Origin of the sequence: Aestuariibacter sp. GS-14 (assembly GCF_006494365.1) — a bacterium.
GTDB classification, from domain to species: domain Bacteria; phylum Pseudomonadota; class Gammaproteobacteria; order Enterobacterales; family Alteromonadaceae; genus Alteromonas; species Alteromonas mangrovi.
The window spans coordinates 460,248-485,790 of record NZ_VHIP01000001.1 but is presented as its reverse complement, the minus strand read 5'-3'; the positions used below and the strand labels follow the sequence as shown (position 1 = coordinate 485,790).

Genomic DNA, 25,543 nt, shown 5'->3' with positions numbered 1-25,543 from the left:
GGCGACATTACAAAAGCACGATTTGCATTTTACTGCATATCTGCCGCAACCTCGCCTATCAGGCGACGAAGCCAGATATGTCCGGCATCGTGATGGAGCAGGGCGCTCCAAGCCATTTTCAGTGCAATCGGTGGAATGTCGAATGGTGGCTCGCGTAGCACTATGCTGGGGTCATCCTTAAAAATCTTGGCCGCTTTACTTGGCAAGGTGGCGATAAGATTTTGACGTTTGGCAATTTGCAGCGCGGCGTGATAATGCCGGGTAAACACGCGAATATCCCGCTGTTTACCAATTTTAGTAAGTTCAGCATCTACCCATCCCAATTTTTGAACTTCATTGGGGTCGATACCCACACCCACGCCAAATCCGGTTTTACTTACCCAGATGTGCTGCGCTTTTAAATAGGTTTCAAGATCATAGTGACTGGCCAGTGGATGGGTTTTACTCATTACACAGGCAAACGTGTCGTACCAAATGACTTTTTGGTGAAACGACAGTGGGAGTTCGTCAAAACGGTTGATGGCCATATCAACCTTGCCTTGCTCGACATCGTGAAACGTAACATCACTGGGAGTGATTAAATCAAGTGTAATATTGGGGGCAGAATTGGCAAGGCGTCCAACCAGCTCCAACAGCAGCGTTGATTCGGCATAGTCACTGGTCATGATCCTGAAGGTCCGGGCGCTGGTGGCGGGATTAAAATCCGTTTCTGGTTGAATTGAGCTTTCCAGTTTACTCAGCACATCCCGGATAATAGGTTGCAGCTCCAGTGCCCGCTTGGTTGGGGTCATACCGTCACTGGTTCTTACCAGAAGCGGGTCTTTGAATAAATCTCTCAGGCGCTTAAGGCCATTACTCATTGCTGGCTGGGTAATACTGAGTTGATTTGCTGCCCGGGTGACACTGCCTTCGCGTAATAAGACGTCTAAATATACCAGTAAGTTCAGGTCAACCTTTGCAATATTCATTTATGTAATAGCCCGTATCAAGTTTATTAAACTTTTCTATTATACTGTGTTATTACCTGCTTGTCAGATAGGCCATTAGTCTTAGTGCTTTTGGATGTTTTATTTTTATTTGTCTGATAGTAAAGGTTATTTTGTTTGTTTGTGCTAGAGAAATATATTTTGTGAATGAATTAGATTGAATAATTCAGATGAATATCAGGATTTTTGCTGCAAATAACGGATTAATAGCGTGTCTCAGGCATAAAAAAGGCTTCCCGAGGGAAGCCAAAAAACTCAATAGCCTGCCCGAACGTCTCTGAAAAGGCAGGCTGCTGGTTGGAACTAGTCGAATTGGTTCATGGTGTTGTCTTCACCGCTGGCTTTCAGTGCCTGCTCACCAGAGAAGTACTCTTTATGAACATCACCTAAGTCAGAACCAGCCATGGCCTGGTGCTTAACGCACGCCAGACCCTGACGGATTTCCTGGCGCTGTACGCCTTTCACGTAGGCCAGCATACCCTGGTCGCCGAAGTAACCTTTTGCCAGGTTGTCGGTAGACAGCGCAGCAGTATGGTAAGTAGGCAGCGTGATCAGATGGTGGAAGATACCGGCTTCGCGAGCAGCGTCCGCCTGGAAGCTTTGGATCTTCGCGTCAGCCGCTATAGCCAGTTCAGTCTCATCGTACTCAACAGACATCAAGTTGGCGCGGTCGTACGCTGACACGTCTTTACCTTCCTCTGACCATGCGTCAAATACTTGTTGACGGAAATTCAGGGTCCAGTTGAATGACGGAGAGTTGTTGTAAACCAGTTTTGCGTTCGGAATAACTTCACGGATTTGATCAACCATGTCACCGATTTGACGTACGTGTGGTTTTTCGGTTTCGATCCACAGCAGGTCAGCACCGTTTTGCAGGCTGGTGATACAGTCAAGTACACAACGCGCTACGCCAGTATCAGGCTTGAAGCGGAACAAACCGTTTGGCAGACGCTCAGGCTTAACCAGCTCGCCGTTTTGCTTCAGTACCAGATCACCTTCTTTCAGGTCAGCTACTGAATTAACCGGCGTGGTTTGCAGGAATGCATTGTACTGAGAAGCCAGGTCGCCTTCGCTGGTTGATACCGGGATCTTCTGAGTCAGACCAGCACCTAATGAATCGGTACGGGCAACGATAACACCATCATCTACACCCAGCTCTAAGAAGGCATAACGAACAGCGTTGATTTTAGCCAGGAAGTCTTCATGAGGAACGGTTACTTTACCGTCCTGGTGACCACACTGCTTGGCATCAGATACCTGGTTTTCGATTTGGATACAGCAAGCACCCGCTTCGATCATCTTCTTAGCTAACAGGTAAGTGGCTTCTTCGTTACCGAAACCCGCATCGATGTCTGCGATGATTGGCACAACGTGCGTTTCGTAGTTGTCGATTTGCGCCTGGATAGCAGCTACATCACCACCGTTTGCTTTAGCAGCATCTAACTTTTTGAATAAATCACCCAGTTCACGTGCATCAGCCTGACGCAGGAATGTATACAGTTCTTCGATTAATGCAGCGACAGAGGTTTTTTCGTGCATTGACTGGTCTGGCAGAGGACCAAACTCAGAACGCAGAGCCGCAACCATCCAACCAGACAGGTATAGGTAGCTCTTTTTAGTCGTGCCCTGATGTTTTTTAACAGACAGCATTTTTTGCTGACCGATGAAACCATGCCAGCAACCTAATGACTGGGTGTACTGAGTGCAGTCTGCATCGTACTCGGCCATGTCCTGACGCATAATTTTAGCGGTATACTTAGCAACGTCTAAACCGGTTTTAAAACGGTTCTGTACAACCATACGCGCAGCAAATTCTGGGCTAATGGCATTCCAAGTACCTTTGTGTTGACTCTTAAGCGTGGCAACCTGGTCGATTGCATTTTGGTATTCTGACATGACTGTCTCTCCTTCCCGAAATTAATATAAGCGTTGGTGAAAACACCGAGGGCGTTGTCATCGACTTCTTTTCCATCCTAGGCGGTGAATGTGGATAAAAGAAATATATAATGTTCATTGTCGGCATAATTTTTGTGAATGATAATGGGTTGGTAAATTGATTTTTATGCGAAGACTATTCAATGGATTAATGGGCAAAGCGATGAAAAAAAACTATTATTAAGGGACAGTAATGACAGGAATCTGCAATGAGTAATATTCTTTCCTCGGTTGATCAGCGAACCAAATTAGTCGGTGAAAACCGTCTGGAATTGCTGCTTTTTCGATTAGGCACCCGGCACACATACGCCATAAATGTGTTCAAAGTGAAAGAGGTTATTACCATTCCAAAACTGAACACAATGCCAGGTGCACACGGTAATCTGTGTGGGGTAACCGTGTATCGGGGGCTAACCATTCCGATTATAGATTTGCGCCAGGCAATTCATTTTCGCGCTATCAAAACTCAACCAGATATTAATCGCAATGTAATCATTACTGAATACAATCGCTCAGTGCAGGGATTTATGATTGGCGAAGTGGTGAGTATTGTGAATACATCCTGGGAAGATATCCAACCGCCGCCAAAAAGTATCGGAAAAACCAACTTTCTAACCGCTATCACTCAGATTGATATTGGGGGTAAGCGAGAGTTAGTCGAAATCATCGATGTTGAAAAAGTACTGGCAGAAATCATCGAATACGACGTAACCATATCGGAACATGTGTTGGATGCGCAGGTTGTTGAACATCTTAAAGGGCAGCGCATACTCATAGTCGATGATTCTTCCACCGCCAGAAAGCAGATACGCGATACCCTTGAACAACTGGGTATTGATATTATTGAATGCCACAACGGGGCTGAAGCGCTGGCGTTGTTAAAAGAGTGGGCTAATGAAGGTATTAATGTAACGGATAAGCTGCTAATGATGTTTACCGACGCGGAAATGCCCGAAATGGATGGCTACCGATTAACAGCCGAAGTGAGGGCTGATAGCCGAATGTCTTCGTTATTTATTGCCCTGAATACATCACTTAGCGGCAGTTTTAATGAAGCAATGGTCGAAAAGGTCGGGTGTAATCGATTTATTTCCAAATTTCAGCCAGACATGCTGGTAGACGTTGTTCAGCAACGTATGCGAGAACTGTTATAGAAAACAGACTATTTGGTCTGATTTTATATTTTCTCATGTGAATTCTGTTGCACGCCCGTTATACTGGGTCAGGTTTTAACCTGTTGAATATTCAGCTCGTCGGATTCGTACTGCTGGTTGAACAGTGGGCACTGTACACTGCGGTCATTCGATTTCTCATAAGGAAAATACTGTGCGACAGAACTTGCTTGCGGTAGCAGCCGCAACACTCTTTTTGACTGCCTGTAATGCCACGTTTAGCGATACGTCCAGCGCACTTTTGCCCAAGACGTCTCAGCCTTCGGATAAACCCAAAAACGTGATCATGATTGTGTCTGATGGAATGGGACCTGCCTACACTACGGCCTATCGCAATTTCCGCGATAATCCGGCTACCCCCGAAGTGGAACCCGTTATTTTCGATCGTATTTTTGTGGGGAATGCCAGCACCTATCCAGCTCACGAGTCAGGCTTTGTTACTGATTCTGCCGCGGCGGCAACAGCTTTGGCCTCGGGTGTTAAAAGTTATAACGGTGCGATTGGTGTTGATGTAAATAAACAGCCGGTTAAGTCTGTTTTACAGCAAGCCAAAGCGCTGGGCATGAAAACCGGTATTGCCGTCACTTCGCAAATTGTGCACGCCACGCCAGCCGCTTATATGGCGCACAATGAAAGCCGTAAAAACTATAACGAGATTGCAGAAAGTTTTTACGACGATAAAGTCGACGGTCAGTTTGCCGCCAATGTAATGCTTGGTGGCGGTACACAATATTTTGAGCGTGAAGACCGCGATATCACCGCACAGTTTATCGATGCCGGGTATGCATATGTTGATACCTACAACAAACTGGCCACTATCCCAGCAGGTAAAGATGTACTTGGGTTGTTTGCACCAGTGGGGTTGCCTTGGGTACTGGATGACAAGCGTAAAAATCGCCTGGCTTACCTAACTGAACATGCCATTAAACACTTGGAAAACGACAACGGATTTTTCCTGTTAGTTGAAGCAAGTCAGGTTGACTGGGCTGGACATGCCAATGACATTGCATCGGCCATGGCTGAAATGCACGATTTGAATTTAACGCTGGAATATCTTTACGAATATGTGCAGACGCATCCTGACACGCTGGTGGTGTTAACCGCTGACCACAGCACAGGGGGACTTACCCTTGGAGCACGCGGAGAATATAGCTGGGCGCCAGAATGGCTTAAAAACCTGTCTGCGTCTCCTACTGTGATTGCCGAGCAGTTGCCTCAGACTGTCGATCCGGTTGCGTTTGTTAGCGACAAATTAGGCTTTGCATTAAATGAAGATGAAGCGAAGCAGGTAATTGCGCTGGCCAAACTAAAAAGCACACGAGCGATTGAAGAAGGTATCAAGACTATACTGGATATGCGCACCAATACCGGTTGGACAACCAGTGGGCATACGGGTGTTGACGTAGAAGTGTTTGCCTTTGGCAAAGGCTATGAGTCGTTTACAGGGCAATATGACAACACCGATATTGCGAAGAAAATCTTTGCATTATTGCCGACTGAAATGAAAGCCCAGGCCTCAGACAATGCGTCTGAAGTAAAATCAAAATCCGCTGCCGGACAGTGTGACTTTGAAAAAGACTGGCGATGTCAGTAATTATTTAAGTGAATAAAAACGCCGGCAGATGCCGGCGTTTTTGTGTCTGTTGAGATGAAATATATTCAGCTCTATCAGATTTCTTTACTCTTACTGATTAATAAAACTCTCGATATCTTCGCCTGTGATTTTGCCAATTTGACTGAACAGGTACCAAAGTGCGCCCACTAGCATGATCATTGAAGGCACCACAATAACCGGATAGCTCAGCGCAGTCATTCTGCCAAGCTCTTCGGTATACGCAGTAGTGCCCGGCTCACTGACTAAAATCACCTTGGCCAGAATGTAATTCAGGGCTGAAGACAAAAAGAAAGACGCGGCAACAATGTACGAGCAGTGTTTTACTTTTTCACCAAACACCGCTTGTTTACCCTGCTTATCGAGTACTTCGTTCAGATGTGGCCAGTTTATAATCTGTTCGTTGAGGATCAGGAGTTTAACCAGAGGTTTGTCTGTCATTTGGGTGATGAGCACGGCAATGCCAATTATGCCAGGAATCGCAGCTTCTTTGATAGCGATGTACTCAGCCGGTAATTTAAGCAGGCTTATCCCACCGGTAAGAATGACACTGATAATACCTAAAATCGAAAAACCATTTACCTTGCCGCTTTGTTTTAAGTCCCACAGGCCGTAACCCAAAGGAAAGCTCAGGGCGGCCACAATACTCCATGCGGGCCCAAGATATTCTTCAGAGCTTGTGTAGCTCATTACCAGCACGGGGATCACAATGTTAAACGCTAAATTGGGAAGAAAGCCCTGGTTTGCTGGCTTGTTTGCTTTTTGCGAAGTTTCACTCATAGGGGATATCAGTCTCTTGCGGGTTAACCTGTCCGGGCCCATAACCTGGCGCTTATTACGCCCATTACAAAACCAAAGAAATGGTACTCAAAGGATACAAATCGCTGTGTAGGTAACACGCCGAATATCATACCGCCATATAGGAAGGCTATCACCAGCGAAATCAATAATAAATGTAACTTTTTGCTATAAAAGCCGGCCACGACAATGAATCCGAACAAGCCGTAAACAATACCACTGGCACCGATGTGCATGGCACTTCTGCCTACCAACCACACGCATATGCCTGCGCCAAGCCAGATTAACAGAATACTCTTAATGAAAACAGTGCGCCCCCATTGCATGGCAAGCCCTGCAAAGAATAACAACGGTAAAAAATTACTGGCAAAGTGAGTCAGACTGGCATGCAGCCATGGCGCTGTTATAATACCACTTAGGTGTGACAGACTCCGTGGGCGAAGGCCAAACTGATTCAGGCCGCTTCCCATTAGCAGGTTAATAAACTCAACACCCAGTAAACTCAGCGCGATGGCGCCAACCCAACGAACCTGGGTAGACAACGTCCAGGAAGCCATTGATTTCCTCAAAGTATAATGTGTGGTAAATAGCGGGATAAATCCTGAGTGATCAGAGAGGTATCTTCCCGAACGGAAATGCCAGCAGGTTCATCGTCGACCAACCAACTACCAATTAACACGTAATTTTCTGCGTATTTGGGTAACGCGTGATACTGCTGATAAATAAACCCTTCTTCACCATAGGGACCATCTGACAAGGAGATTGCATCCCGCCCGCCTTCGATTAAGGTTATGTTTGCCCCCTCTCGTGAGAAAAGCGGCTTTTTAATCCATTTGCCATCGGCTGGCCGGCTGTTGTCATCCTCAAAAAATGCGGGTAACAAATTGGGATGATTCGGAAATTCCTGCCATAACAAGGGCAGTAATGCTTTGTTTGACAATACCGCTTTCCAGGCCGGCTCAAGCCATTGAACCTCTGCGCCGGGCAAGGCATCACTAAAGGTTTCTCTGAGCATAAATTCCCAGGGATAAAGTTTAAAGCAGTGGGTAATTACTTCATCGGCAAGATCAGTAAAATAGCCAGTGTCGCCCAGGCCAATTTCTTCGATAAATAGGAAAGGTGTACTGACCCCCGCGGTAGCCGCACAATCCTGCAAATACTGCACTGTGCCTCTGTCTTCCTCAGAGTCATCGCAGCAACTAAAATGAATTTGATGAAATCCATGCTGATGCTTGAGTTCGGCAAAGCGATTAATCAGTTTTTCCTGGAGTGAATTGAATTGATCCGCGCCACGTGACAGCTTGCCAGAATTGACTTGCTGTTCCAGCCATAACCATTGCCAGAAACCGGTTTCGTATAACGACGTTGGAGTGTCAGCGTTATTCTCCAGCAATTTTGCCGGGTGTTTGCCGTCGTAAACAAGATCCAAACGAGAGTATAAGGAGGGCGCCTGTTGGCGCCAGCTTTCGGCAACATAATCCCAGTGTTGCTCGGGTATTTGAAAGCGACGCATCAGGCTGTCATCGTGAATCACTTTATTCACTACGTGGAGACACATTTGGTGTAACTCCGCGGTGGGATCCTCAATGTCTTGTTCAATTTGCTTCAGGGTAAACTGGTAATAAGCTGATTCATCCCAGTAGGGTTGACCATACATCGTATGAAAGTGAAATCCATACTCTGTAGCCAGTTGTTTCCAGTTTGCCCTGGGCTGACAGGCTATTCGAAACACCTGTTAACCGCCCCAGCCACTGGATTTACCACTGCTGCCCCAGCTTGACTTAGCGCGCACCGTGCTACCAAAGCCGCCTCGGTTAATAGTGCGGTTTACCGCTGGTTTGGGCTTGTAGACCGACGATGGGGCGTAATAAGAGCGGCGGCGAATATCGCCGTCAAATACGTAGCCATTTGAGGTAACCCATCGCGACCGAAAGGGCGAGTAGGGAGAAAATGAGGTATACAAAGGCTGCGAATAATAGGGTGAAGGTTGCAATAACCTGCTTACAATAAATCCAGCCATAAAGGGCATGAAAAAGCTGCCGGATTGCGACTGTACATATTGGCAACGGTCACTGCCAAATTCATACTCACAATCATTCTGGCTGTTAAATCGCGGCGCTGTGCGGTTGTGCTCTTCTATTGCTGATTCGAAAGCGGCCTGACACTGGCTGACTGCATCAGGGTTTTCTTTCTGACAATCATCAACCGACACATAAATTTTGGAGGCATCACCGTCTTCACCACAGGCAGACAAAAACACTATGGCAACACCAATTGCTAAAGGCTTTAACGAAAACGCCTTGCGCATTTTATGCAAATTAATATGTTTTGAACGTTTTTGTGAATGGCTCATCGGTAGGCTCCTAATAGGTCATACAAGCCGCGTTGAGTAATCCTACCGCCACTGAAACTGCTGCCAGCATTACGCCCGCCGACATTTCATTGTTGCTGATGCGTTCGGCAATTCTGGGCATAAAAGTAAAGCGCAATAAAGCAAATGCAAAGCTTTGCGCTAATACAGCCACCACGCCCCAAATAGTAAAATCAACCAGTCCCAGCGAGTTAGACGCGGCACTGGCTAACGCAAGACTGAAGCCAATCATGGCACCGCCAAAACCAATGGCAGCCGATACATTTTGTTGCTCTTTTACCAGCTTCCATTCGTCATGGGGGGTAACAAATGCATAGACAATTTTAAAAATAAATAAGTACACAATTGAGATGGCAAAATACATTGCAAAACTCGCTAACCCGGCCAGCGATTCCATTACTATTTCCATGTTCTGTTCCTCTTCTGTTAGCCGTTAATGCGGATATCCGCTGGTTGAATATCAAAGCCTGTACTGATTACCAGACAGCGGTCGGCGTTATGCCCAACAATTTTTTCTTCGCCCGCCACCAGTAGTGATTCGGTATTGCCATCTGACAATTCTCGTTCATAAAGCATCATAAACTGGTCGGTCTCGCTTACGTCACCGTCTTCTTCATAGGTCTTTTCTGTTACCGCGACGGGCGGGGAATCGTTGCCTACTGCATCCCAAACTCGTTTAAACGAATGCCCTTCCAGGGCATATTCTGGTTTAGAAATGTCATTCGCCAGACAGTGTTTCCACTGGGATTCGTTGCCTACCGTCGTGGTGGAATAGAAATACCACAGCTTAACGTCAGTGATGTGGTTTTCTGTCATGCCACCATCCAGCACGACCTGCAAAAAGGCGTCGTCGTCAGTATAGAAACGCAATAGCGTGCCGCCACTGTCGAGCTCGGCTTGTCCAACCGCCTGAATAAGGTGTTTATTCGCAGGATTTTCTATACATAACTCGGGCGTGATCAACTTGAGTTTCAGGGGATCCAGTTCGAAGGACCCGCCCAGATACAGCCCCATTACTTCTGGCGCTCGGGGTTTTTTAGGCTCGTCTGATTTAAACCATTTACTGAACATAAAGTTACTCCGTTACAGCATGCCAATCGAGTTCGGTAATACGCTGTTTTGCTATGTAATAAAGCTTGTCTTGTGGCGCTATCACAGTATCAAGCGATGGGTTAAGGGTAACATCCTGCGCACGACCAGACGGCGCAAAACCGATTAACGTAGCATCATAACGCTGCTTGAATGCAAAAAATAACTGCTGATATGTTACCGATTGTGTCGCAGCGGGCACCGTGATAGAAAATTGCGCCTGTCCATCGTCGTCGACACTCAGTAAATCGTGATGCAGGGCACTCGAGCCAGGATCAAAAGCGGCTTTTGCCAGCATTTCAACTGCTACACTGGGTGTGCATTCAATTTGGGGGCAGTGTTGATGCAGCAAGCCCACCAGGCTTTCATCAGCGAAATACGCCACCTGATGAGCTGATGGATTCTTTTGCGAACAGTACAACGCTGTAGTGAGTGTCAGATCGTCCTGCGGATTATCAATAAGAATAGTGGACGCACTGGCAATACAAGCTTTGTCCATATCTTCATCGCGGTTGAACGACTCCACTTTAACAAACTCAATTTTGCCCGGCATGGGGTTGGTGATGTCTGCCCGGACACACAATACAATATCAGGGCGTTCCTGAAGCGATTCGCGCTCTCGCAACAGCAGTTTTAAAAGTAATAAGGTGCGCTGTTCGTTCCAGCCAATAACCAGAATGTGATCAGACACCGACAGACCAGATAATCCCATTAATCCTTTTCTCCATTGGTTGCCAACAAAGGCCGCAATCCTGCCTATCACCATAGCAAAAATGCTTAGCCCAAGCGGGATAACATAAAATGCTACAACGAGTTTGCCGGCGTCTGTTTGCGGTGATAAATCGCCATAGCCTACGGTAGATCCCGTCACTGCCAGCCAGTACAGAAAATTAACGCTTTCTGTTAATGCCGATTCGTCGGCAGCCCACAGCAGTATCCATGAAGAGGCTGCATAAAATGCGGTAGCCAGTGCAATGGTATACCACCTTGAACCTGCAAAATAATGCAGCATAACGCGTCGTATTTTTATCCACATAATGCGTCAGAAAGTCGTCCGTGTTATTAACATTGAATGTTATATCTTCGCAAAAAAAGAAAGGGCATGACAACCCGTAATCATACGGATTGCATGCCCTGTTGGTTGGCTTGTAGCCAGGGTATCAAAAGCATATTCTGCTTATTTGCCCAGGATTCTTGCCAGTTCGTCATCAGCTGACGTCGTGCCGCCTTTAATACCAGCCTGGGCCAGACGCTTTTCCAAATCGCTGGACGATTCGTTGGCGGCCAGTTCTTCTGCGGCTTCCAATTCAGCACTGCGCATCTTCTGCTTTTCCTGAATGCGACTTAACGATTCAGTTGCTGTTTTCATTTTGCTGTTCGCGCCCATATGGCGTGATGACACAGCTACCTGCGCTTTTTGCACACTTTCAGTTGCCTTTACCATATCTACCTGCTGCTCTAAGCGGCGCAGATTCTCTTTGGCCTGCTGAATGTTTTTGGCCAGCTGTGCTTCAGAGGCATTAAACTGATCCAGGAATTGTTGCTCTTGTGCACGCTCCTCTTTGAGGTCGCTCACTTTTTGTGCACAGTCCAGAGCTAACTGGCGATCTGTTTCGATTGCTTTTCTGGCATGTGCTTCATATTCAGCAATAGACTTGCTGTAACCATCTACTTTCTGCTGCGACAGTTTGCATTTGGCCAGAATTTGCGTACGTGCATGGTCTGATTTACGCAATTCATCCTTTGCTTCCCGAATTTCCTGTTCAAGGATTCTGATTGCCTGGCTGTCTGCGACTGCCTGAGCCGCTTCAGTTGCCCCGCCTTTTACCGCAGTAATGAGTTTTTTCCAAACAGACATAATACTCTCCTTTGGGTTACTTCAGGTGCGCTTCGTACGCATCAAGAAATGCCGCAACGTTTTGGAATAACGTTGTAACTTCAATCTGAATAGTTTCTGCTTTCGACTTCGCGCTTAACGCACCAAAAGCAGTGTAATATTCCTCTCCATTGATATTTGAGATGGCAACGGTAGTTAATGGAAACAACATGTGCGTAGACAGAATATCGTGATCTAAAGCCGCTTTGTCTTTTACCTGCGACGATTCAAACAACAAACTCTCCACTATTATTTGTTCACCGCTAATGGCCAGCCAGGCATCAAGCCCGTCCTGATTAGCAATTAACAAACATTCCTTTTCGCGGGTGACTACCAGGTCATCCATGTCGGTAAACAGGGATTCAAGTTTTTCCAGATCCCACTCCATAACGTCTCTCCTAAGCGATTAAAGTAACGCGACCACTCTAGTCAGAATCATCGGTTGGTTGCAACAACTTTGCTACAATTAGCGGGAAACCCAATCGGAAACCCTGTTGAGAAACCCTGTTGGGAAATCCTGCTGGGAAACCCTGTTGGGAAATCCCACCAATGCTGTGTTGTTGTGTTGCTTTCTCAATATCAACGCAACAAAGTGTAGACAAAGAGCGTAATTGTCGTCAATAATTATTATGTCTTTATGTGTAAAAAGATGTGTCAATGTAAAATATAATTCACAAAAGGGTTTTTAATGGACCGGAATCAATGGCGAATGGCGGTGCAACGCATTGTGCGATCTGAAATGTCGATACGCGGCGTGAAATATCAGGGGCTCAGTGACAGGCTTGCTGAAGTGGGAATTGATCAAACTGCCGATAATTTGAGAAATAAAGTGAACAAAGGGATTCTGGGGGCCGACCTGCTACTCCAGATATTGTTTGTGCTGAACGCCAGAGCGCTATCAGTTGAAACCATTGCATCGGTGCTTGATGAACACGAATGACCGATAGCGCTGAAGAGATGAATGGACTTGTACAGCAGAACCATAGAAAATAAAAACCCAGCCAAAAAGGCTGGGTAAGAAGGAAAAGGAAGATGGGAGAACATCATCGCTTCTGGATATATACTAAACCTAATATTCAACTAGGGAAGAGCGTTGGTGTATAAATGAGCATCCCTGAGTATTGAAAAATATACCTAAACTTAATGCGAGAAAAAATGTGTTGCTCTGAATCCCCTTAAATACGTGTGATTGCGAGGATTCTTCTTATCTTTAACGATTAAGTATGGAAAAAACTAATTGTACTGTTTTTAACCTTTTGTTTAATGATTTAGTCGTTACCGGCCATAGAAAATTATAAATTTAGTATCGATGCCCATGAAATTATCTGATTTTAGCTTTACGCTCCCTGAACATCTTATTGCCAAATATCCCACCCCAGACCGCACCGCGAGTCGCTTGCTCCATTTAAACGGCAATACGGGAGAGGTTGCTCACTCCCAGTTCCAGCACATGCTGGATTTAGTTCAACCTGGTGATTTATTGGTATTTAACAATACCCGTGTGATTCCTGCCCGCATGCTGGGTCAAAAGGCCAGTGGCGGTAAAGTTGAAGTGCTGATAGAGCGTATCCTGGATGACCACAATGCGCTGGCTCACGTACGTGCAAGTAAAGCTCCGAAACCAGGTGCAGATTTACTGTTGGAAAATGCCGTCAGTGTAACAGTGACCGGACGCCAGGATGCGTTGTTTGAACTGCGATTTAACGGAGATGCGACGGTACTTGAACAATTGGAGCAGTATGGGCACATGCCGCTGCCACCTTATATTGACAGACCCGATGAAAATAGTGACAAGGAACGTTATCAAACCGTGTATAACCAGGCGCCGGGTGCAGTAGCCGCGCCTACCGCAGGGTTGCATTTCGATCAGCAACTGCTTGAAAAACTCAAAGCCAAGGGCGTAAAACTGGCGTATGTCACACTGCACGTTGGTGCAGGCACATTCCAGCCAGTCCGGGTTGACAACATTCTTGAACACAAGATGCACAGCGAATTCGCCATTGTGCCGCAGGAGGTTGTAGATGCAGTGCGGGCGACCAAAGCCGCTGGAAAACGCGTAATAGCAGTGGGAACAACATCAGTTCGTTCGTTGGAGTCATCCGCGCTGGCAGCAAGCAAAGACGAGATCCTGCAGGTGTATCAGTCTGACACCGATATTTTTATTTATCCCGGTTTTGAATTTAAAGTAGTCGACGCTATGTTTACTAACTTTCATCTGCCTGAATCTACCCTGATCATGCTGATAAGTGCCTTTGCAGGCAGGGATAATGTGCTGTATGCCTATGAACAGGCCATTCAGCAGGAGTACCGTTTTTATAGTTATGGCGACAGCATGTTTATCGAAAAAGCGACAAACGCATGATCTCTGCTTAATAGCTGGTATAATCCGCCCTCAATTGAACCCGGACAGATGACTTTTGGCCAATTTCGCGGCCGGGATCTGGTTCAGACAGGATAATCTACACAATGCAATTTGAATTACTACATACCGATGGTAAGGCCCGACGCGGCCGTCTCGTTTTCGAGCGCGGCGTTGTGGAGACACCGGCTTTTATGCCTGTGGGCACTTACGGTACAGTGAAGGGGATGACCCCGGAAGAGCTTGAAGACAGTGGCGCGCACATATGTTTGGGTAACACCTTTCACTTAATGTTACGCCCTGGTACGGGCATTATTAAGCAACATGGCGACCTGCACGATTTTATGCACTGGGAAAAGCCCATTCTTACTGATTCCGGTGGTTTCCAGGTGTTTAGTCTGGGTGATCTGCGCAAGATCACTGAAGAAGGGGTAACCTTCCGCTCGCCTATTAACGGCGAAAAGATCCTGCTGACACCGGAAAAGTCGATGGAAGTGCAGCGTGATCTGGGATCAGACATCGTGATGATTTTCGACGAATGTACGCCTTATCCCGCAACTGAACAGGAAGCACGCATCTCTATGGAGTTGTCGTTGCGCTGGGCTAAGCGCAGTAAAGAAGCGCACGGCGACAATCCGTCCGCGTTATTCGGTATTATCCAGGGGGGTATGTTCGAGGATTTGCGTGATGTATCCCTGGCAGGGCTTGAAGACATTGGCTTTGATGGGTACGCCATTGGCGGTTTATCGGTGGGTGAACCGAAAGAGGACATGATTCGCATCATTAATCACACCGCACCGAAAATACCGGAAAATAAGCCGCGTTACCTAATGGGCGTGGGCAAGCCAGAAGACATCGTAGAGGCAGTGCGCCGCGGCATTGATATGTTCGACTGCGTTATGCCAACCCGCAACGCGCGAAATGGTCATTTGTTTGTCACAGAAGGTGTGATAAAGATCCGCAACGCAAAGCACAAAAACGATACTGGTCCTTTGGATGAAAAATGTGATTGTTACACTTGTAAAAACTATTCACGGTCATATTTACACCATCTGGACAAATGTAATGAAATCCTCGGCGCACGTCTGAATACTATTCACAATCTGCGGTATTATCAGCGTGTTATGCAAGGGTTGCGCGATGCCATTGCCAGTGATTCACTGGATGCATTTGTAGAAGAATTTTACGCACAGAAAAACATGCCGGTACCGGCTTTATAACAATTTAAACGGGGAACATTATGAGTTTATTTATTTCTAACGCCTATGCACAATCTGCCGGTGGAAGCGCTCAGGGCGGCGGTCTTGAAATGTTGATCATGCTGGGTGTATTCGGTTTGATTTTCTACTTTCTGCTGTATCGTCCGCAGGCAAAACGTGTAAAAGAGCACAAAGCACTGGTTTCTTCACTGGGCAAAGGTGACGAAGTGCTCACCCAGGGTGGTTTGGTAGGACGCGTTACAAAAGTGTCTGACGACAAAGACTTTATTGAAATTGCATTGAACGACGCAACCAACATTGTTGTGCAGAAAACAGCGGTAAGCGCTGTACTGCCAAAAGGTACAATGAAGTCTATTTAATAACCGCTCACCGGGTACCTTGGACATAGGTGCCCGGTTAAGGGAATGTCCGTGTTAAATCAAAATTCTATTTTTAAGGTTCTGCTGGTACTTGTGCTGGTGGGATTGTGCAGCTTGTATGCTTTGCCCAATATTTACGGTGAAGATAATGCTGTGCAAATTTCAGCTTCGCGTAACGCAACGGTTACTGAGGCCCTTGAGTCCAAAGTGTCTGATATTCTGGCCGCCAATAACATCTCAAGTAAAGCCATAGAGTTCGAAAACGAGCAGATATTAATCCGCTTACCCGACTCTGATAGTCAGCTCCGTGCTCGGGATTTGTTAGATCGCGAACTGGGTGACGACTACGTGGTAGCCATGAACCTCGCGGCGGATACACCAGACTGGCTTGAAGGTTTGGGTGGTGAGCCAATGAAGCTGGGCCTGGATTTGCGGGGTGGTGTTCACTTCCTGATGGAAGTTGATATGAACGAAGCCATCTCCAAAGCACTTGAAGACGCTGAAAGTGATTTTCGTACCGCATTGCGCGAAGAGAAATTGCGTTATCGGTCGGTAGATGTGCGCGATGGCCATATCGATATTCAGTTCCGCGATGAAGAGACGCTCGATAAAGCCGAATTCTTCCTGAAAAACCGCAACCGCGACCTGACTTATCAGGAACTCGACAGTCTGGTTCTTCGCGCACAATTTGCCGAAACCAAACTGGCTGAAATTCGCGATTACGCCGTAAAGCAAAACATCACCATTATCCGCAACCGGGTAAACCAACTGGGTGTAGCTGAGCCTGTTGTTCAAAAACAAGGTGCAGAGCGCATTGTTGTGCAATTGCCTGGTATTCAGGATACCGCGCGTGCGAAAGAAATTCTGAATGCAACAGCTACCCTGGAATTCCGCATGGTCGACCAGGACAACGATGTGCGCGATGCGCAGCAGGGTAGAGTACCTGCGGGTTCTCAGTTGTTGAATGACAAAGACGGTCGCCCGGTTTTGCTGGATAAGCGCGTTATTGTTAAAGGTAACCACATCATCGACGCCAACAGTGGTGTGGATGAGTACGGTTTACCTCAGGTAAGTATTTCGCTGGATTCTGAAGGCGGCAACAAAATGTCGCGTGCCAGCCGTGAAAATATTGGCGAGCCAATGGCTACGGTATTCATTGAATACAAAGCCACAGGGGATCGTGACGCCAATGGCAAATTGATCTTTGAACGTCACGAAGAAGTGATCAACGTGGCGACCATTCGCTCTCAGTTTGGTAGCAGTTTCCGTATTACGGGTCTGGATTCACCAAAAGAAGCCCGCGACCTGAGTTTACTGCTGCGCGCCGGTGCGCTGATTGCGCCTATTCAAATTGTTGAAGAACGCACGGTTGGACCAAGCCTGGGTCAGGAAAACATTGATTTGGGTATGCAAGCCATTGTGTGGGGGCTGTTTTTGGTGATGCTGTTCATGCTGGTGTACTACAAGGCGTTTGGTTTAGTTGCCAATATTGCCCTGGCAGTAAACCTGATCATGATGGTGGGTATCATGTCTATGATCCCCGGTGCAACACTCACATTACCTGGTATGGCTGGGATTGTATTAACAGTAGGTATGGCGGTAGATGCCAACGTGCTGATTTTTGAGCGTATTCGGGAAGAACTTCGCGATGGAAGAAGCCCGCAACACGCTATCAATCAAGGATACGATAGTGCGTTTTCCACTATTTTAGATGCCAACATTACCACCTTTATTGCCGGGCTTATCTTATTTGCCGTTGGAACAGGCCCAATTAAAGGCTTCTCCATAACACTGATGATCGGTATTACCACCTCCATGTTTACAGCCATTCTGGTAACGAGAGTTATCGTAAACGCTGTATGGGGCGGCCGCCGTGTAAGCAAACTGGCGATCTAGGAGTACGATCATGCAACTACTACAATTAAACGACACCATCAACTTCATGAAGCTGCGAATGGCGGCCATGGTGTTGTCAACGGTGCTTATTATTGGTTCATTGGTATCCCTGGGGGTTAACAGCCTCAACTGGGGTCTTGATTTCACAGGTGGTACCCTGATTGAAGTGGGTTATCCGGACGCAGCAGATCTGGGCGCCATACGTGTGCAATTGGCGGAAAATGATTTTCCTGACGCCGTTGTACAAAACTTCGGCAGTAGTACCGATGTGTTAATTCGCATTTCACCACGTGAAGGCGTTAATGCAACTACTATCGGTGATCAGGTTATTTCTATTTTGCGTCAGGGCAATGCGGATGTGGAAAAACGTCGTATTGAATTCGTAGGACCAAACGTGGGTGAGGAATTAACAGAGCAGGGTGGCCTGGCCATGCTGGTTGCGTTAGTGTGTATTCTTATCTATGTTGCCGCACGTTTTGAATGGCGGTTTTCACTGGGTTCGGTATCTGCGTTAATACACGACGTGATTCTTACGCTGGGTTTGTTTTCCGTATTGCAAATCGAATTCGACTTAACTGTACTGGCTGCGGTACTGGCTGTTATCGGTTACTCACTTAACGATACCATTGTTGTATCCGACCGGATTCGCGAAAACTTCCGTAAGATCCGCAAGGGTGAACCCATTGAGATCATCAATATTTCACTTACCCAAACACTGAATCGTACCATTATTACATCGTTAACTACGGTGCTGGTATTGCTGGCATTGTTCTTTGTAGGTGGCGCTTTGATTCACGGGTTTGCTACAGCCTTGCTATTTGGTGTTGTGGTAGGTACTTACTCGTCGATTTATATAGCCAGCTCTGTTGCGCTGTCGCTGGGGATCAGTAAAGAAGATCTGATGCCGCCGCAAGTAGAAAAAGAAGGTGAAGATTTAGACGCAATGCCTTAGGGGTTGCGATCTGATTGACTCAAAGCCGCCCTTTCCCGGGCGGCTTTTTTAGTTAACGCACTTCAACAGACGCTGACAGCTTAGCTAATAACTTTTTGCCAATGCCCTTTACCTCAAGCAGATCGTCAACGGTATTGAACGGGCCTTCGGCTTCACGGTATGCCACAATTGCCTCAGCCTTGCTTTTACCTATGCCCGGCAGTGTCATCAGTTGCTCAACATTAGCCGCATTCAGGTTTACCAGTGTTTCTTTACTGGCAACATGTTCCACGCTATCGGTTACAGACAATGCCTCTGCACACGCAACACTTGCGCCGCAAACTGAGGCCAGTAGTAATGCCAGAAATGTGATTAAACGGGTATTCATGTTTTATCTTCCTTTTTCAAAATGGGTATGGGATTACCTGGCCATTACCTGAGATTGTCAGCTAGGCTAACGCTCATTTCTGGCTGGGTGTATACACCTTAACGCCGTTACGGTTTGTCGGGCAGTACTGAAAAAGGCCAGTTTTTGCACTGCGCTACGTGAAGTGAAGTGAAGTGAGGAAGGACAGGCATAAAAAAAGCAAGCCAATTGGCTTGCTTTAGAACAGGGGGATATGAGATTTACAGGCGGTCAAGCACAGCCTGGGTAAACTCAGTGGTACCGTGCTGGCCACCCAGATCGCGGGTAGTGCGATCGCCACTTTCAATGACGTCTTTCAGTGCAGCGCGGATACGTTCCGCTTTGTCTGCCATACCCAGGTATTCGAGCATCTGTACAGAGGCGAGAATAACACTGGTTGGATTCGCCAGGTTTTTACCAGCGATATCTGGTGCAGAGCCGTGAACGGCTTCAAAAATGGCACAGTCGCCGCCTATGTTAGCGCCAGGCGCCATACCCAAACCGCCAACTAATCCTGCACACAGGTCTGACAGGATATCGCCAAACAGGTTGGTGGTTACGATCACGTCGAATTGGTGAGGGTTCATTACCAATTGCATACAGGCGTTATCGACAATCATTTCCTTAGACTCGATGTCCGGGTATTTTTCACCGATTTCACGTGCCACTTTCAGGAACAAGCCCGATGTAGACTTCAGAATGTTTGCTTTGTGCACTGCTGTAACTTGTTTACGGCCTTCACGGCGCGCTAATTCGTACGCAAAGGTCACGATTTTTTCAGCGCCGTCGCGAGTGATTTTACTCAGCGCTTCAGCTTCTGTTCCATCTTCGGAAACTACCTGTCCCAGGCCAGAATACATACCTTGCGTGTTTTCGCGCACAGTAATGATGTCGATGTCTTCGTAACGTGCTTTAGTGCCTTTAAACGACAACACAGGACGTACGTTTGCATACAGCTTAAACTGTTTACGCAGGCTAACATTGATTGACGTAAATCCTTCGCCTACCGGGGTGGTTAACGGGCCTTTCAGGGTTACTTTGTTTTTCGCGATCAGGTCGAGTGTTTCCTGAGGCAGTAATTCACCGTGATTTTCCAGTGCTACCAGACCGGCGTCGGCATAATCGTAGGCAAAGTCACAACCCACTTTGTCTAAAATTTGCGTGGCAGCATCAATGATATCCGGGCCAATACCATCTCCGCGGATGACAGTAATACGTTGTTGAGTCATCAGAGATCCTTAATAACTTGTACTGATTCGTTAGGTAATTTGCTTTGGGGTAAGTGTAGCGTAAATTTCTGTAATTACAGATTTTGAACCGATGACGCTCATTCATACTACCGGTTTTTGCTACACCGGGGGCCGTTTAGTGTGATGTTATTCTGTGTTTTGCACGTGGTTATACACGTGGCTTCACACCGTTAGGCAACCCTTCACAGCCGGTAGTAAGTCTAAACGATCGGCCCGGAAATGAGTAGTGAATTATGCCTTTTTGCCAGTGGCTGTAGTCGCTATTTATCTGGTGAATGACGATTGCTGGCAAATTCGTTCAAAGGGCACACAAGTTGACTCGCCAGACTATTTCTGATGGTGGATTCCTGCGATGTCAGAGCAGGATAGGCCTGTTTTGTCTGGGCAATAAACGCCTGAGTCGATGAACACGCAGATTGATTTAATAACCATTGCCTTGCCCAAATCAAACTTAAACCCGTGATACAGTGCGCCTGACGCAATGCAGGGGGCACGTTTTCAGGTAATTTGCCCCAACAGGCGATAAGTTTGCTTTGTAGTGTTTGTTGTTGCCATGCCGCAGCCAGCGACTGTTGATGCTGCCTTATAACCGCGACTAATTTATCCGGTTGTGCTGAAACCAACGAGGCAACACTGAACAGCTTCGTTGCGTTGACGGGAAGATAAATCTGCGCTTTTGCCGATGGCAACGTGAATAAAGGTGACAAGGCTACCGTAACAACCAGCCCGGCACTTTGTGGTGTTAGTGATGTACTAATCGATGCTAATTCGCTGGCAATTTGCGCAGCGAGTTGAGTGAGTTTGCTGAACCAGGGTAATAAGGGAAAATAATGCTGAGAAAGGCGCTGATACAGTGCGTGTTGCACCAGCATATGCCCGACACGGTCAAGACCATAAGTAAGTATACTGTGTTTTACATCCTGAACCGGCAGTTGCATTCGGTTGTCCTGGGATGCTGCCTGAGTGAGAAAGGTGGTGAAGGCCGGTTCGCAACCGATAAGCTCTACCACTTTTTTAATAGCAATGTCCGGATCATTTAATGCGCGTAACAGACGTTCCAGAGTCACTGGCGGGCGACTTACCGGGTAACTCGTGGGCATCGCCCAGTCATAGTCAGGCAGGGTAAATGTCTGCTCGTTACCATTGGTAGTAACTTGCTCGGCCTGATTAATATTCAGTCGCTCAACAACCTGAATCCACTGTGTTAATGACACCGATTTCCCGTTATCGGGTGTGATGCGATCCTGGGTATCCCATTTAAACTGTTCGCTTTTCGGCAAATACAGCAATACTTTGTCTGGCAGTTGGCCTACCAACAGCGCTGGCTGTTGTTGCCATTTTACCCGGCTTCCTTCATGCACAAGTCCCGGATAATCCAGTAGTGCAGACAATGACCGAATGAGCAAATTATTATTCTCTAAAGCCAAATGCTGAATGATATCTGCCACATTTGAAGTTGGCTGCCGATGTAAAAAAGTGATCCACCGCCAGGCAAGGGTGAATACATCGTCGGAATTCGCCGCATTTGCGCCTATTCTTAATAACCTGAATGCCCAATAATGTTGATCTAGTCGGGCAAGTTGAGCTGCTACCTGCTTTTTTTGAGCTGGCGCACTTTGCGATTGTTTGAGCTGATAAAAGCTCAGCAACGCTGCAATACCCTGTTGCAGCGTATGATGATTGGTATTGGAACGAAGACCCAACAACACATACAAGGCAATATGCCGGCGCCACAATTTGCTTTGCGGTTGGAGTTGAGACGCTGGCAAAAACGCTATAGCTGCTAGTAAAGGCAAAGATTGCTCTGCCAGCGCAAGCCAGTTGGCACTAACGGTAAGATAGGCGTTAATTTGACTGGATTGCTTTGCCGGAAGCACCGGTAACGACAAGCTTTGTTGTGTTATATCAGCCAGTTGATCGGCAAATGCATCCAAATTTGTTAGCTACTCAGGTAGGTTTGATATGCCCCTTCACCCCAGGCGACTAAGGCTTCATTTTCGAATAACAGCGGCGTACACTCATCCTGCGTAGTCAGCCCGTCTGCGCGAACATGCTGGGTGCGATAAAACATCACTTGAATCTCGCGGCTTCCCTGCATTTTTGCTTCAGTGATATCAGGTGCACCCAACAATGCCAGCACTTCTGCACGGGTAATCCCCAAAGCCAGCTTGGAAATTTGTACTTTGTTGTATTCTTCCCGGTCCTGCCAGTCCATGTTTTCTGGCTTGTCGGGATAAAATGCAATCAGCATAAAGGCCAGCACCGCATAAGATGCCACGCCAAATAAGATAAGTTTAATAACTTTACTATTCATGTATTTATACGTTATTTTTGAGTGGGTAGTCGCTATTCGGCAATCAGTCTACCCTAATTTCCGTATGGCTGTCAGCACCTTGAATGTTACTGATTATTAATCGCGGTTAATGGTATAACACGGCTGATACTCCGTGCCCGGTAATTTCATGCGTTGCTGAGTAACGAACTGTTTTAACAAGGCATCAATCCGCGACATAATATCGGCTTCACCGGACAAGTGAAATGGCCCAAGTTCACGAATTTGTTTCACGCCTTCGGCTTTTACATTGCCTGCAACGATGCCCGAAAATGCTTTGCGTAAGTTGCTGGCCAAATCTGATAGCGGCTGATCCCGATGCAGGTTCAGCGCTGCCATGCTTTTATGGCTGGGTATGAAAGGCTGCTGAAAATCGTCTTCAATTTTTAGCGACCAGTTAAAACTGAACGCATCGCCCATCGCCAGGCGATACTGCTCTACTTTTTTACTGCCCTGGCACAACACTCTGGCCACTTCAGCAGGATCGTCAATAATAATTTGGTACTTGCTTTGCGCACTTTTACCCAGAGTAGAGCCGATAAAGTCGTGTATCGCTTCGAAATAGCCTTCGCTGCCGGCAGGCCCGGTTAGCACTAGTGGATAAGGTTGCTGAGCGTTGCGCTCGTGCGACAATATACCCAACAAATACAACAGCTCTTCGGCGGTACCGACACCGCCTGGAAATATCACAATCCCGTGCGCAATTCGCACAAAAGCTTCCAGTCGCTTCTCGATGTCTGGCATGATCACCAGTTCATTCACGATGGCATTAGGTGGCTCAGCGGCAATAATACTCGGCTCTGAGATACCAATATAGCGACCTTCCTTAAAACGTTGTTTGGCGTGGCCAATCGCAGCGCCTTTCATCGGGCCTTTCATTGCTCCCGGGCCACAGCCAGTGCAGATGTTCATCTCCCGCAATCCCAACTGATATCCCACCTCTTTGGTGTACTTGTACTCGGTTAAACCAATTGAGTGGCCACCCCAACACACAATGGTATTGAGGTCGTTGTTTGACTCAATTACCTTGGCGTGACGCAGCATGTCGAACACCATGTCGGTAATTCCGCTGCTGTCCAGTGGCGCTTGCCGGTGAACAAAAGCGTATTTGTTACCCATGTAGAGCATGTCGCGTAGTACTGAAAACAAATGTTCATGTACGCCACGAACCAACCGGTTGTCGACGAAGCCCACTTCTGGTGGATTAATGAGTTCCAGTTTTACGCCGCGCTCACGCTTAATCAGGCGGATTTCGAACGAATCGTAAGGGGAGAATAGTGCTTCGTAGTTATCTTCATCAACACCGCTGTTTAACACCGCCAGACAGCAGTTTCGAAACATCCGGTACAGCTCACTGTTGGTGGTGTCTTCGAGTCGGCTTACTTCAACCTGAGAGAGCTGACTCATCCAGCCTACCGGGTTTAACTGAATTTTTTTCATGCGGATTCCTGTACAACTACCAGGTTACGGCCACCGGCTTTAGCTTGATACAAACATTTGTCTGCGCGTTCGAACGCAGCATCGAGTTGTTCGCCTGTGCGGCATTCCGTGCCACCAATAGAAACCGTAACGGTTAATCTTTCCTGCTTGAACTTAAAGGGTAGCTGGGCCAGGCCAATTCGCAACTCGTCTAATCGTTCGGGTAACTGAGAACTAGTAAGATCGGGGATCAATAAAATAAATTCCTCGCCGCCCCAGCGGGCCAGAAATTCATTGGCGTGAAGCCGGCTTTTCAGGTATCGGGCAATTGCTTGCAGGGTTTTATCGCCGGCGGCGTGCCCATATTGGTCGTTGATGCGCTTAAAATGATCTACATCGATTACGGCAATACTCATGGGTTGCTTGAGTTGCTGACACTTTTGCCATTCCTTACCGGCGCGGTCATTATAAGCCATGCGATTGGGCACTTTGGTTAACGGGTCGGTGTACATGTTTACCCGCTGTTCAACCAGTTTTTTGCGGTACGAGTCTGTTTGCTTTTGTAATGAAGACAACTGTTGCTGCATCGACACTAACAGCGTCATCAGACCTTCCTGTTCAACCCTATCGGCTTCTTCTCCTGCCGATAACGAATTTGCAAGCTGACCAAGGTAGTGCTGTGCCTGCTCTTTCAGCTGATCGATATTTTGTTCGTTCTCTAAAGCGTCTTCCATATCTTCCAGTACGGAGCGCAGCGATTTCTGACGAACCTGGCGTGCTTCAAAGCTTTCAACACTTTTACTGATACTTGAAGTGACGTCACCATTGATGTTGCCCAGCGCATTGTTTAAACGGTGAATAATCTTACCTGCGGTGCTGGCTTCGGTAACGGTTTCCTGCACCATGATGCGAATTAACAACAAACAACTGCTGAGTAATTCTTCTTCGGTTAACTCTTCATCAATGCGGTCACGCAGTGAAGCAATTAAGGCATCATCGGGATTAATTCGCGAGTAGGTTTGCAACAGGTGCGATAGTTCCTCAATCAAGTCTTGTTTTAGTTGAACTGTTTTGCTGTTTGCCCCACCGTTATTGGCAGCACCCGGTTTCGCAGCACTTAATAGTCCAGCCTGATAACACTTAATGAGTTTTTCGTAGAGTGGCAGGAGCTGACCGACTGAGCTGACAGGTTTGCTCAGCGAAGTGGCCACGCCCAGTGCTTTTTTGGTCAGTTCAGCGTCTTCAATGTGACGCTGAAATTCCTTAATGTCATTGTCCAGCTGGCGCAGCCACTGCTGTGTCAGGTTTTTAAGGTTGGTAGGTTCAAGCATAAACAATTGATTAATTTTGTTTATGCTCACTTTTGCCAGCGTGAAATCTACGTTGCCACTCAAATGACCCCGGAGCCTGCCAAGCTCTGCATCAATATCAGGAGACAGGCCTTCGTAAAAATTTGTCAGTCTTACAATGAAACCGGCTAACTGCTCGTTACTGGCTTTGAGCGATTGCAACTGCTTTGCGTCCATTTTTGT

The 25,543-nt window shown here is 47.0% G+C and carries 25 protein-coding genes; 8 read left to right on the top strand and 17 right to left on the bottom strand.

The features are described from left to right. Window positions 1-29 precede the first annotated feature (29 nt). Window positions 30-968 (bottom strand): LysR family transcriptional regulator, encoded by a 939-nt coding sequence (locus FJ444_RS02130; RefSeq protein WP_140956254.1) that lies wholly within the window; start codon window positions 966-968, stop codon window positions 30-32. Window positions 969-1,289: 321 nt separating this feature from the next. Continuing rightward, on the bottom strand, window positions 1,290-2,882 hold the full coding sequence (locus FJ444_RS02125; protein ID WP_140956253.1) for an isocitrate lyase: 1,593 nt from the start codon (window positions 2,880-2,882) through the stop codon (window positions 1,290-1,292). 248 nt (window positions 2,883-3,130) lie between these two features. Between FJ444_RS02125 and FJ444_RS02120 the strand changes: the two genes are divergently transcribed. Beyond that, entirely contained in the window at window positions 3,131-4,075 is a 945-nt protein-coding gene (locus FJ444_RS02120) for a chemotaxis protein CheV (RefSeq protein ID WP_140956252.1), read from the top strand. A gap of 172 nt (window positions 4,076-4,247) precedes the next feature. Further along, window positions 4,248-5,687 (top strand): alkaline phosphatase, encoded by a 1,440-nt coding sequence (locus FJ444_RS02115; RefSeq protein WP_370298007.1) that lies wholly within the window; start codon window positions 4,248-4,250, stop codon window positions 5,685-5,687. A gap of 90 nt (window positions 5,688-5,777) precedes the next feature. On the opposite strand, the gene FJ444_RS02110 is transcribed toward FJ444_RS02115, so the two are convergent. From FJ444_RS02110 to FJ444_RS02070, 9 genes are all read right to left on the bottom strand, one after another. Further along, window positions 5,778-6,485 (bottom strand): VC0807 family protein, encoded by a 708-nt coding sequence (locus tag FJ444_RS02110; RefSeq protein WP_140956251.1) that lies wholly within the window; start codon window positions 6,483-6,485, stop codon window positions 5,778-5,780. Window positions 6,486-6,508: 23 nt separating this feature from the next. Next, a complete protein-coding gene (locus FJ444_RS02105) occupies window positions 6,509-7,060 on the bottom strand; it encodes a rhomboid family intramembrane serine protease (RefSeq protein ID WP_140956250.1) in 552 nt (183 codons plus the stop codon). Window positions 7,061-7,068: 8 nt separating this feature from the next. Beyond that, window positions 7,069-8,235, bottom strand: a complete 1,167-nt coding sequence (locus FJ444_RS02100; protein WP_140956249.1) for a glutathionylspermidine synthase family protein — start codon at window positions 8,233-8,235, stop codon at window positions 7,069-7,071. 3 nt (window positions 8,236-8,238) lie between these two features. Continuing rightward, complete coding sequence (locus tag FJ444_RS02095; RefSeq protein ID WP_140956248.1) at window positions 8,239-8,856, bottom strand: DUF1190 domain-containing protein; 618 nt, start codon at window positions 8,854-8,856, stop codon at window positions 8,239-8,241. Between the two features lie 10 nt (window positions 8,857-8,866). After that, window positions 8,867-9,283, bottom strand: a complete 417-nt coding sequence (locus FJ444_RS02090; protein ID WP_140956247.1) for a DUF350 domain-containing protein — start codon at window positions 9,281-9,283, stop codon at window positions 8,867-8,869. Window positions 9,284-9,300: 17 nt separating this feature from the next. Next, window positions 9,301-9,945: a YjfK family protein gene (locus FJ444_RS02085; RefSeq protein ID WP_140956246.1), complete on the bottom strand. Its 645-nt coding sequence runs from the start codon at window positions 9,943-9,945 to the stop codon at window positions 9,301-9,303. Window positions 9,946-9,949: 4 nt separating this feature from the next. After that, on the bottom strand, window positions 9,950-10,975 hold the full coding sequence (locus FJ444_RS02080) for a potassium channel family protein (RefSeq protein WP_255438901.1): 1,026 nt from the start codon (window positions 10,973-10,975) through the stop codon (window positions 9,950-9,952). 165 nt (window positions 10,976-11,140) lie between these two features. Further along, window positions 11,141-11,821, bottom strand: coding sequence for a PspA/IM30 family protein (locus FJ444_RS02075; RefSeq protein ID WP_140956244.1), 681 nt, complete (start codon window positions 11,819-11,821; stop codon window positions 11,141-11,143). A 16-nt stretch (window positions 11,822-11,837) separates the two neighbouring features. Continuing rightward, on the bottom strand, window positions 11,838-12,227 hold the full coding sequence (locus FJ444_RS02070) for a DUF2170 family protein (protein ID WP_140956243.1): 390 nt from the start codon (window positions 12,225-12,227) through the stop codon (window positions 11,838-11,840). Between the two features lie 300 nt (window positions 12,228-12,527). Between FJ444_RS02070 and FJ444_RS02065 the strand changes: the two genes are divergently transcribed. The 6 genes from FJ444_RS02065 to secF all read left to right on the top strand — a co-directional run bounded on the left by FJ444_RS02065 (window position 12,528) and on the right by secF (window position 18,625). Then, on the top strand, window positions 12,528-12,779 hold the full coding sequence (locus FJ444_RS02065; protein ID WP_140956242.1) for a DUF6471 domain-containing protein: 252 nt from the start codon (window positions 12,528-12,530) through the stop codon (window positions 12,777-12,779). A 375-nt stretch (window positions 12,780-13,154) separates the two neighbouring features. Beyond that, entirely contained in the window at window positions 13,155-14,201 is a 1,047-nt protein-coding gene (gene queA / locus FJ444_RS02060; RefSeq protein ID WP_140956241.1) for a tRNA preQ1(34) S-adenosylmethionine ribosyltransferase-isomerase QueA, read from the top strand. Window positions 14,202-14,305: 104 nt separating this feature from the next. Next, window positions 14,306-15,418 carry a tRNA guanosine(34) transglycosylase Tgt gene (gene tgt, locus FJ444_RS02055; RefSeq protein WP_140956240.1) on the top strand — a complete coding sequence of 371 codons (1,113 nt, stop codon included), beginning with the start codon at window positions 14,306-14,308 and terminating at the stop codon, window positions 15,416-15,418. A 20-nt stretch (window positions 15,419-15,438) separates the two neighbouring features. Then, window positions 15,439-15,777, top strand: a complete 339-nt coding sequence (gene yajC, locus FJ444_RS02050) for a preprotein translocase subunit YajC (protein WP_140956239.1) — start codon at window positions 15,439-15,441, stop codon at window positions 15,775-15,777. A 51-nt stretch (window positions 15,778-15,828) separates the two neighbouring features. Continuing rightward, window positions 15,829-17,673, top strand: coding sequence for a protein translocase subunit SecD (gene secD / locus FJ444_RS02045; RefSeq protein ID WP_140956238.1), 1,845 nt, complete (start codon window positions 15,829-15,831; stop codon window positions 17,671-17,673). 10 nt (window positions 17,674-17,683) lie between these two features. Continuing rightward, complete coding sequence (gene secF / locus FJ444_RS02040) at window positions 17,684-18,625, top strand: protein translocase subunit SecF (protein ID WP_140956237.1); 942 nt, start codon at window positions 17,684-17,686, stop codon at window positions 18,623-18,625. A gap of 52 nt (window positions 18,626-18,677) precedes the next feature. Here secF and FJ444_RS02035 read toward each other — a convergent pair whose 3' ends face one another. From FJ444_RS02035 to FJ444_RS02010, 6 genes are all read right to left on the bottom strand, one after another. Further along, window positions 18,678-18,992, bottom strand: a complete 315-nt coding sequence (locus FJ444_RS02035; RefSeq protein ID WP_140956236.1) for a ComEA family DNA-binding protein — start codon at window positions 18,990-18,992, stop codon at window positions 18,678-18,680. Window positions 18,993-19,231: 239 nt separating this feature from the next. Beyond that, window positions 19,232-20,239 carry an isocitrate dehydrogenase gene (locus FJ444_RS02030; protein ID WP_140956235.1) on the bottom strand — a complete coding sequence of 336 codons (1,008 nt, stop codon included), beginning with the start codon at window positions 20,237-20,239 and terminating at the stop codon, window positions 19,232-19,234. A 281-nt stretch (window positions 20,240-20,520) separates the two neighbouring features. Beyond that, window positions 20,521-22,194 carry an HDOD domain-containing protein gene (locus FJ444_RS02025; RefSeq protein ID WP_140956234.1) on the bottom strand — a complete coding sequence of 558 codons (1,674 nt, stop codon included), beginning with the start codon at window positions 22,192-22,194 and terminating at the stop codon, window positions 20,521-20,523. Window positions 22,195-22,199: 5 nt separating this feature from the next. Further along, window positions 22,200-22,574 (bottom strand): DUF3192 domain-containing protein, encoded by a 375-nt coding sequence (locus FJ444_RS02020; RefSeq protein ID WP_140956233.1) that lies wholly within the window; start codon window positions 22,572-22,574, stop codon window positions 22,200-22,202. Window positions 22,575-22,670: 96 nt separating this feature from the next. Further along, on the bottom strand, window positions 22,671-24,032 hold the full coding sequence (gene ppnN / locus FJ444_RS02015) for a nucleotide 5'-monophosphate nucleosidase PpnN (protein ID WP_140956232.1): 1,362 nt from the start codon (window positions 24,030-24,032) through the stop codon (window positions 22,671-22,673). Beyond that, on the bottom strand, window positions 24,029-25,537 hold the full coding sequence (locus FJ444_RS02010) for a GGDEF domain-containing protein (RefSeq protein ID WP_140956231.1): 1,509 nt from the start codon (window positions 25,535-25,537) through the stop codon (window positions 24,029-24,031). The genes ppnN and FJ444_RS02010 overlap by 4 nt, the downstream gene beginning before the upstream one ends. Window positions 25,538-25,543 lie beyond the last annotated feature (6 nt).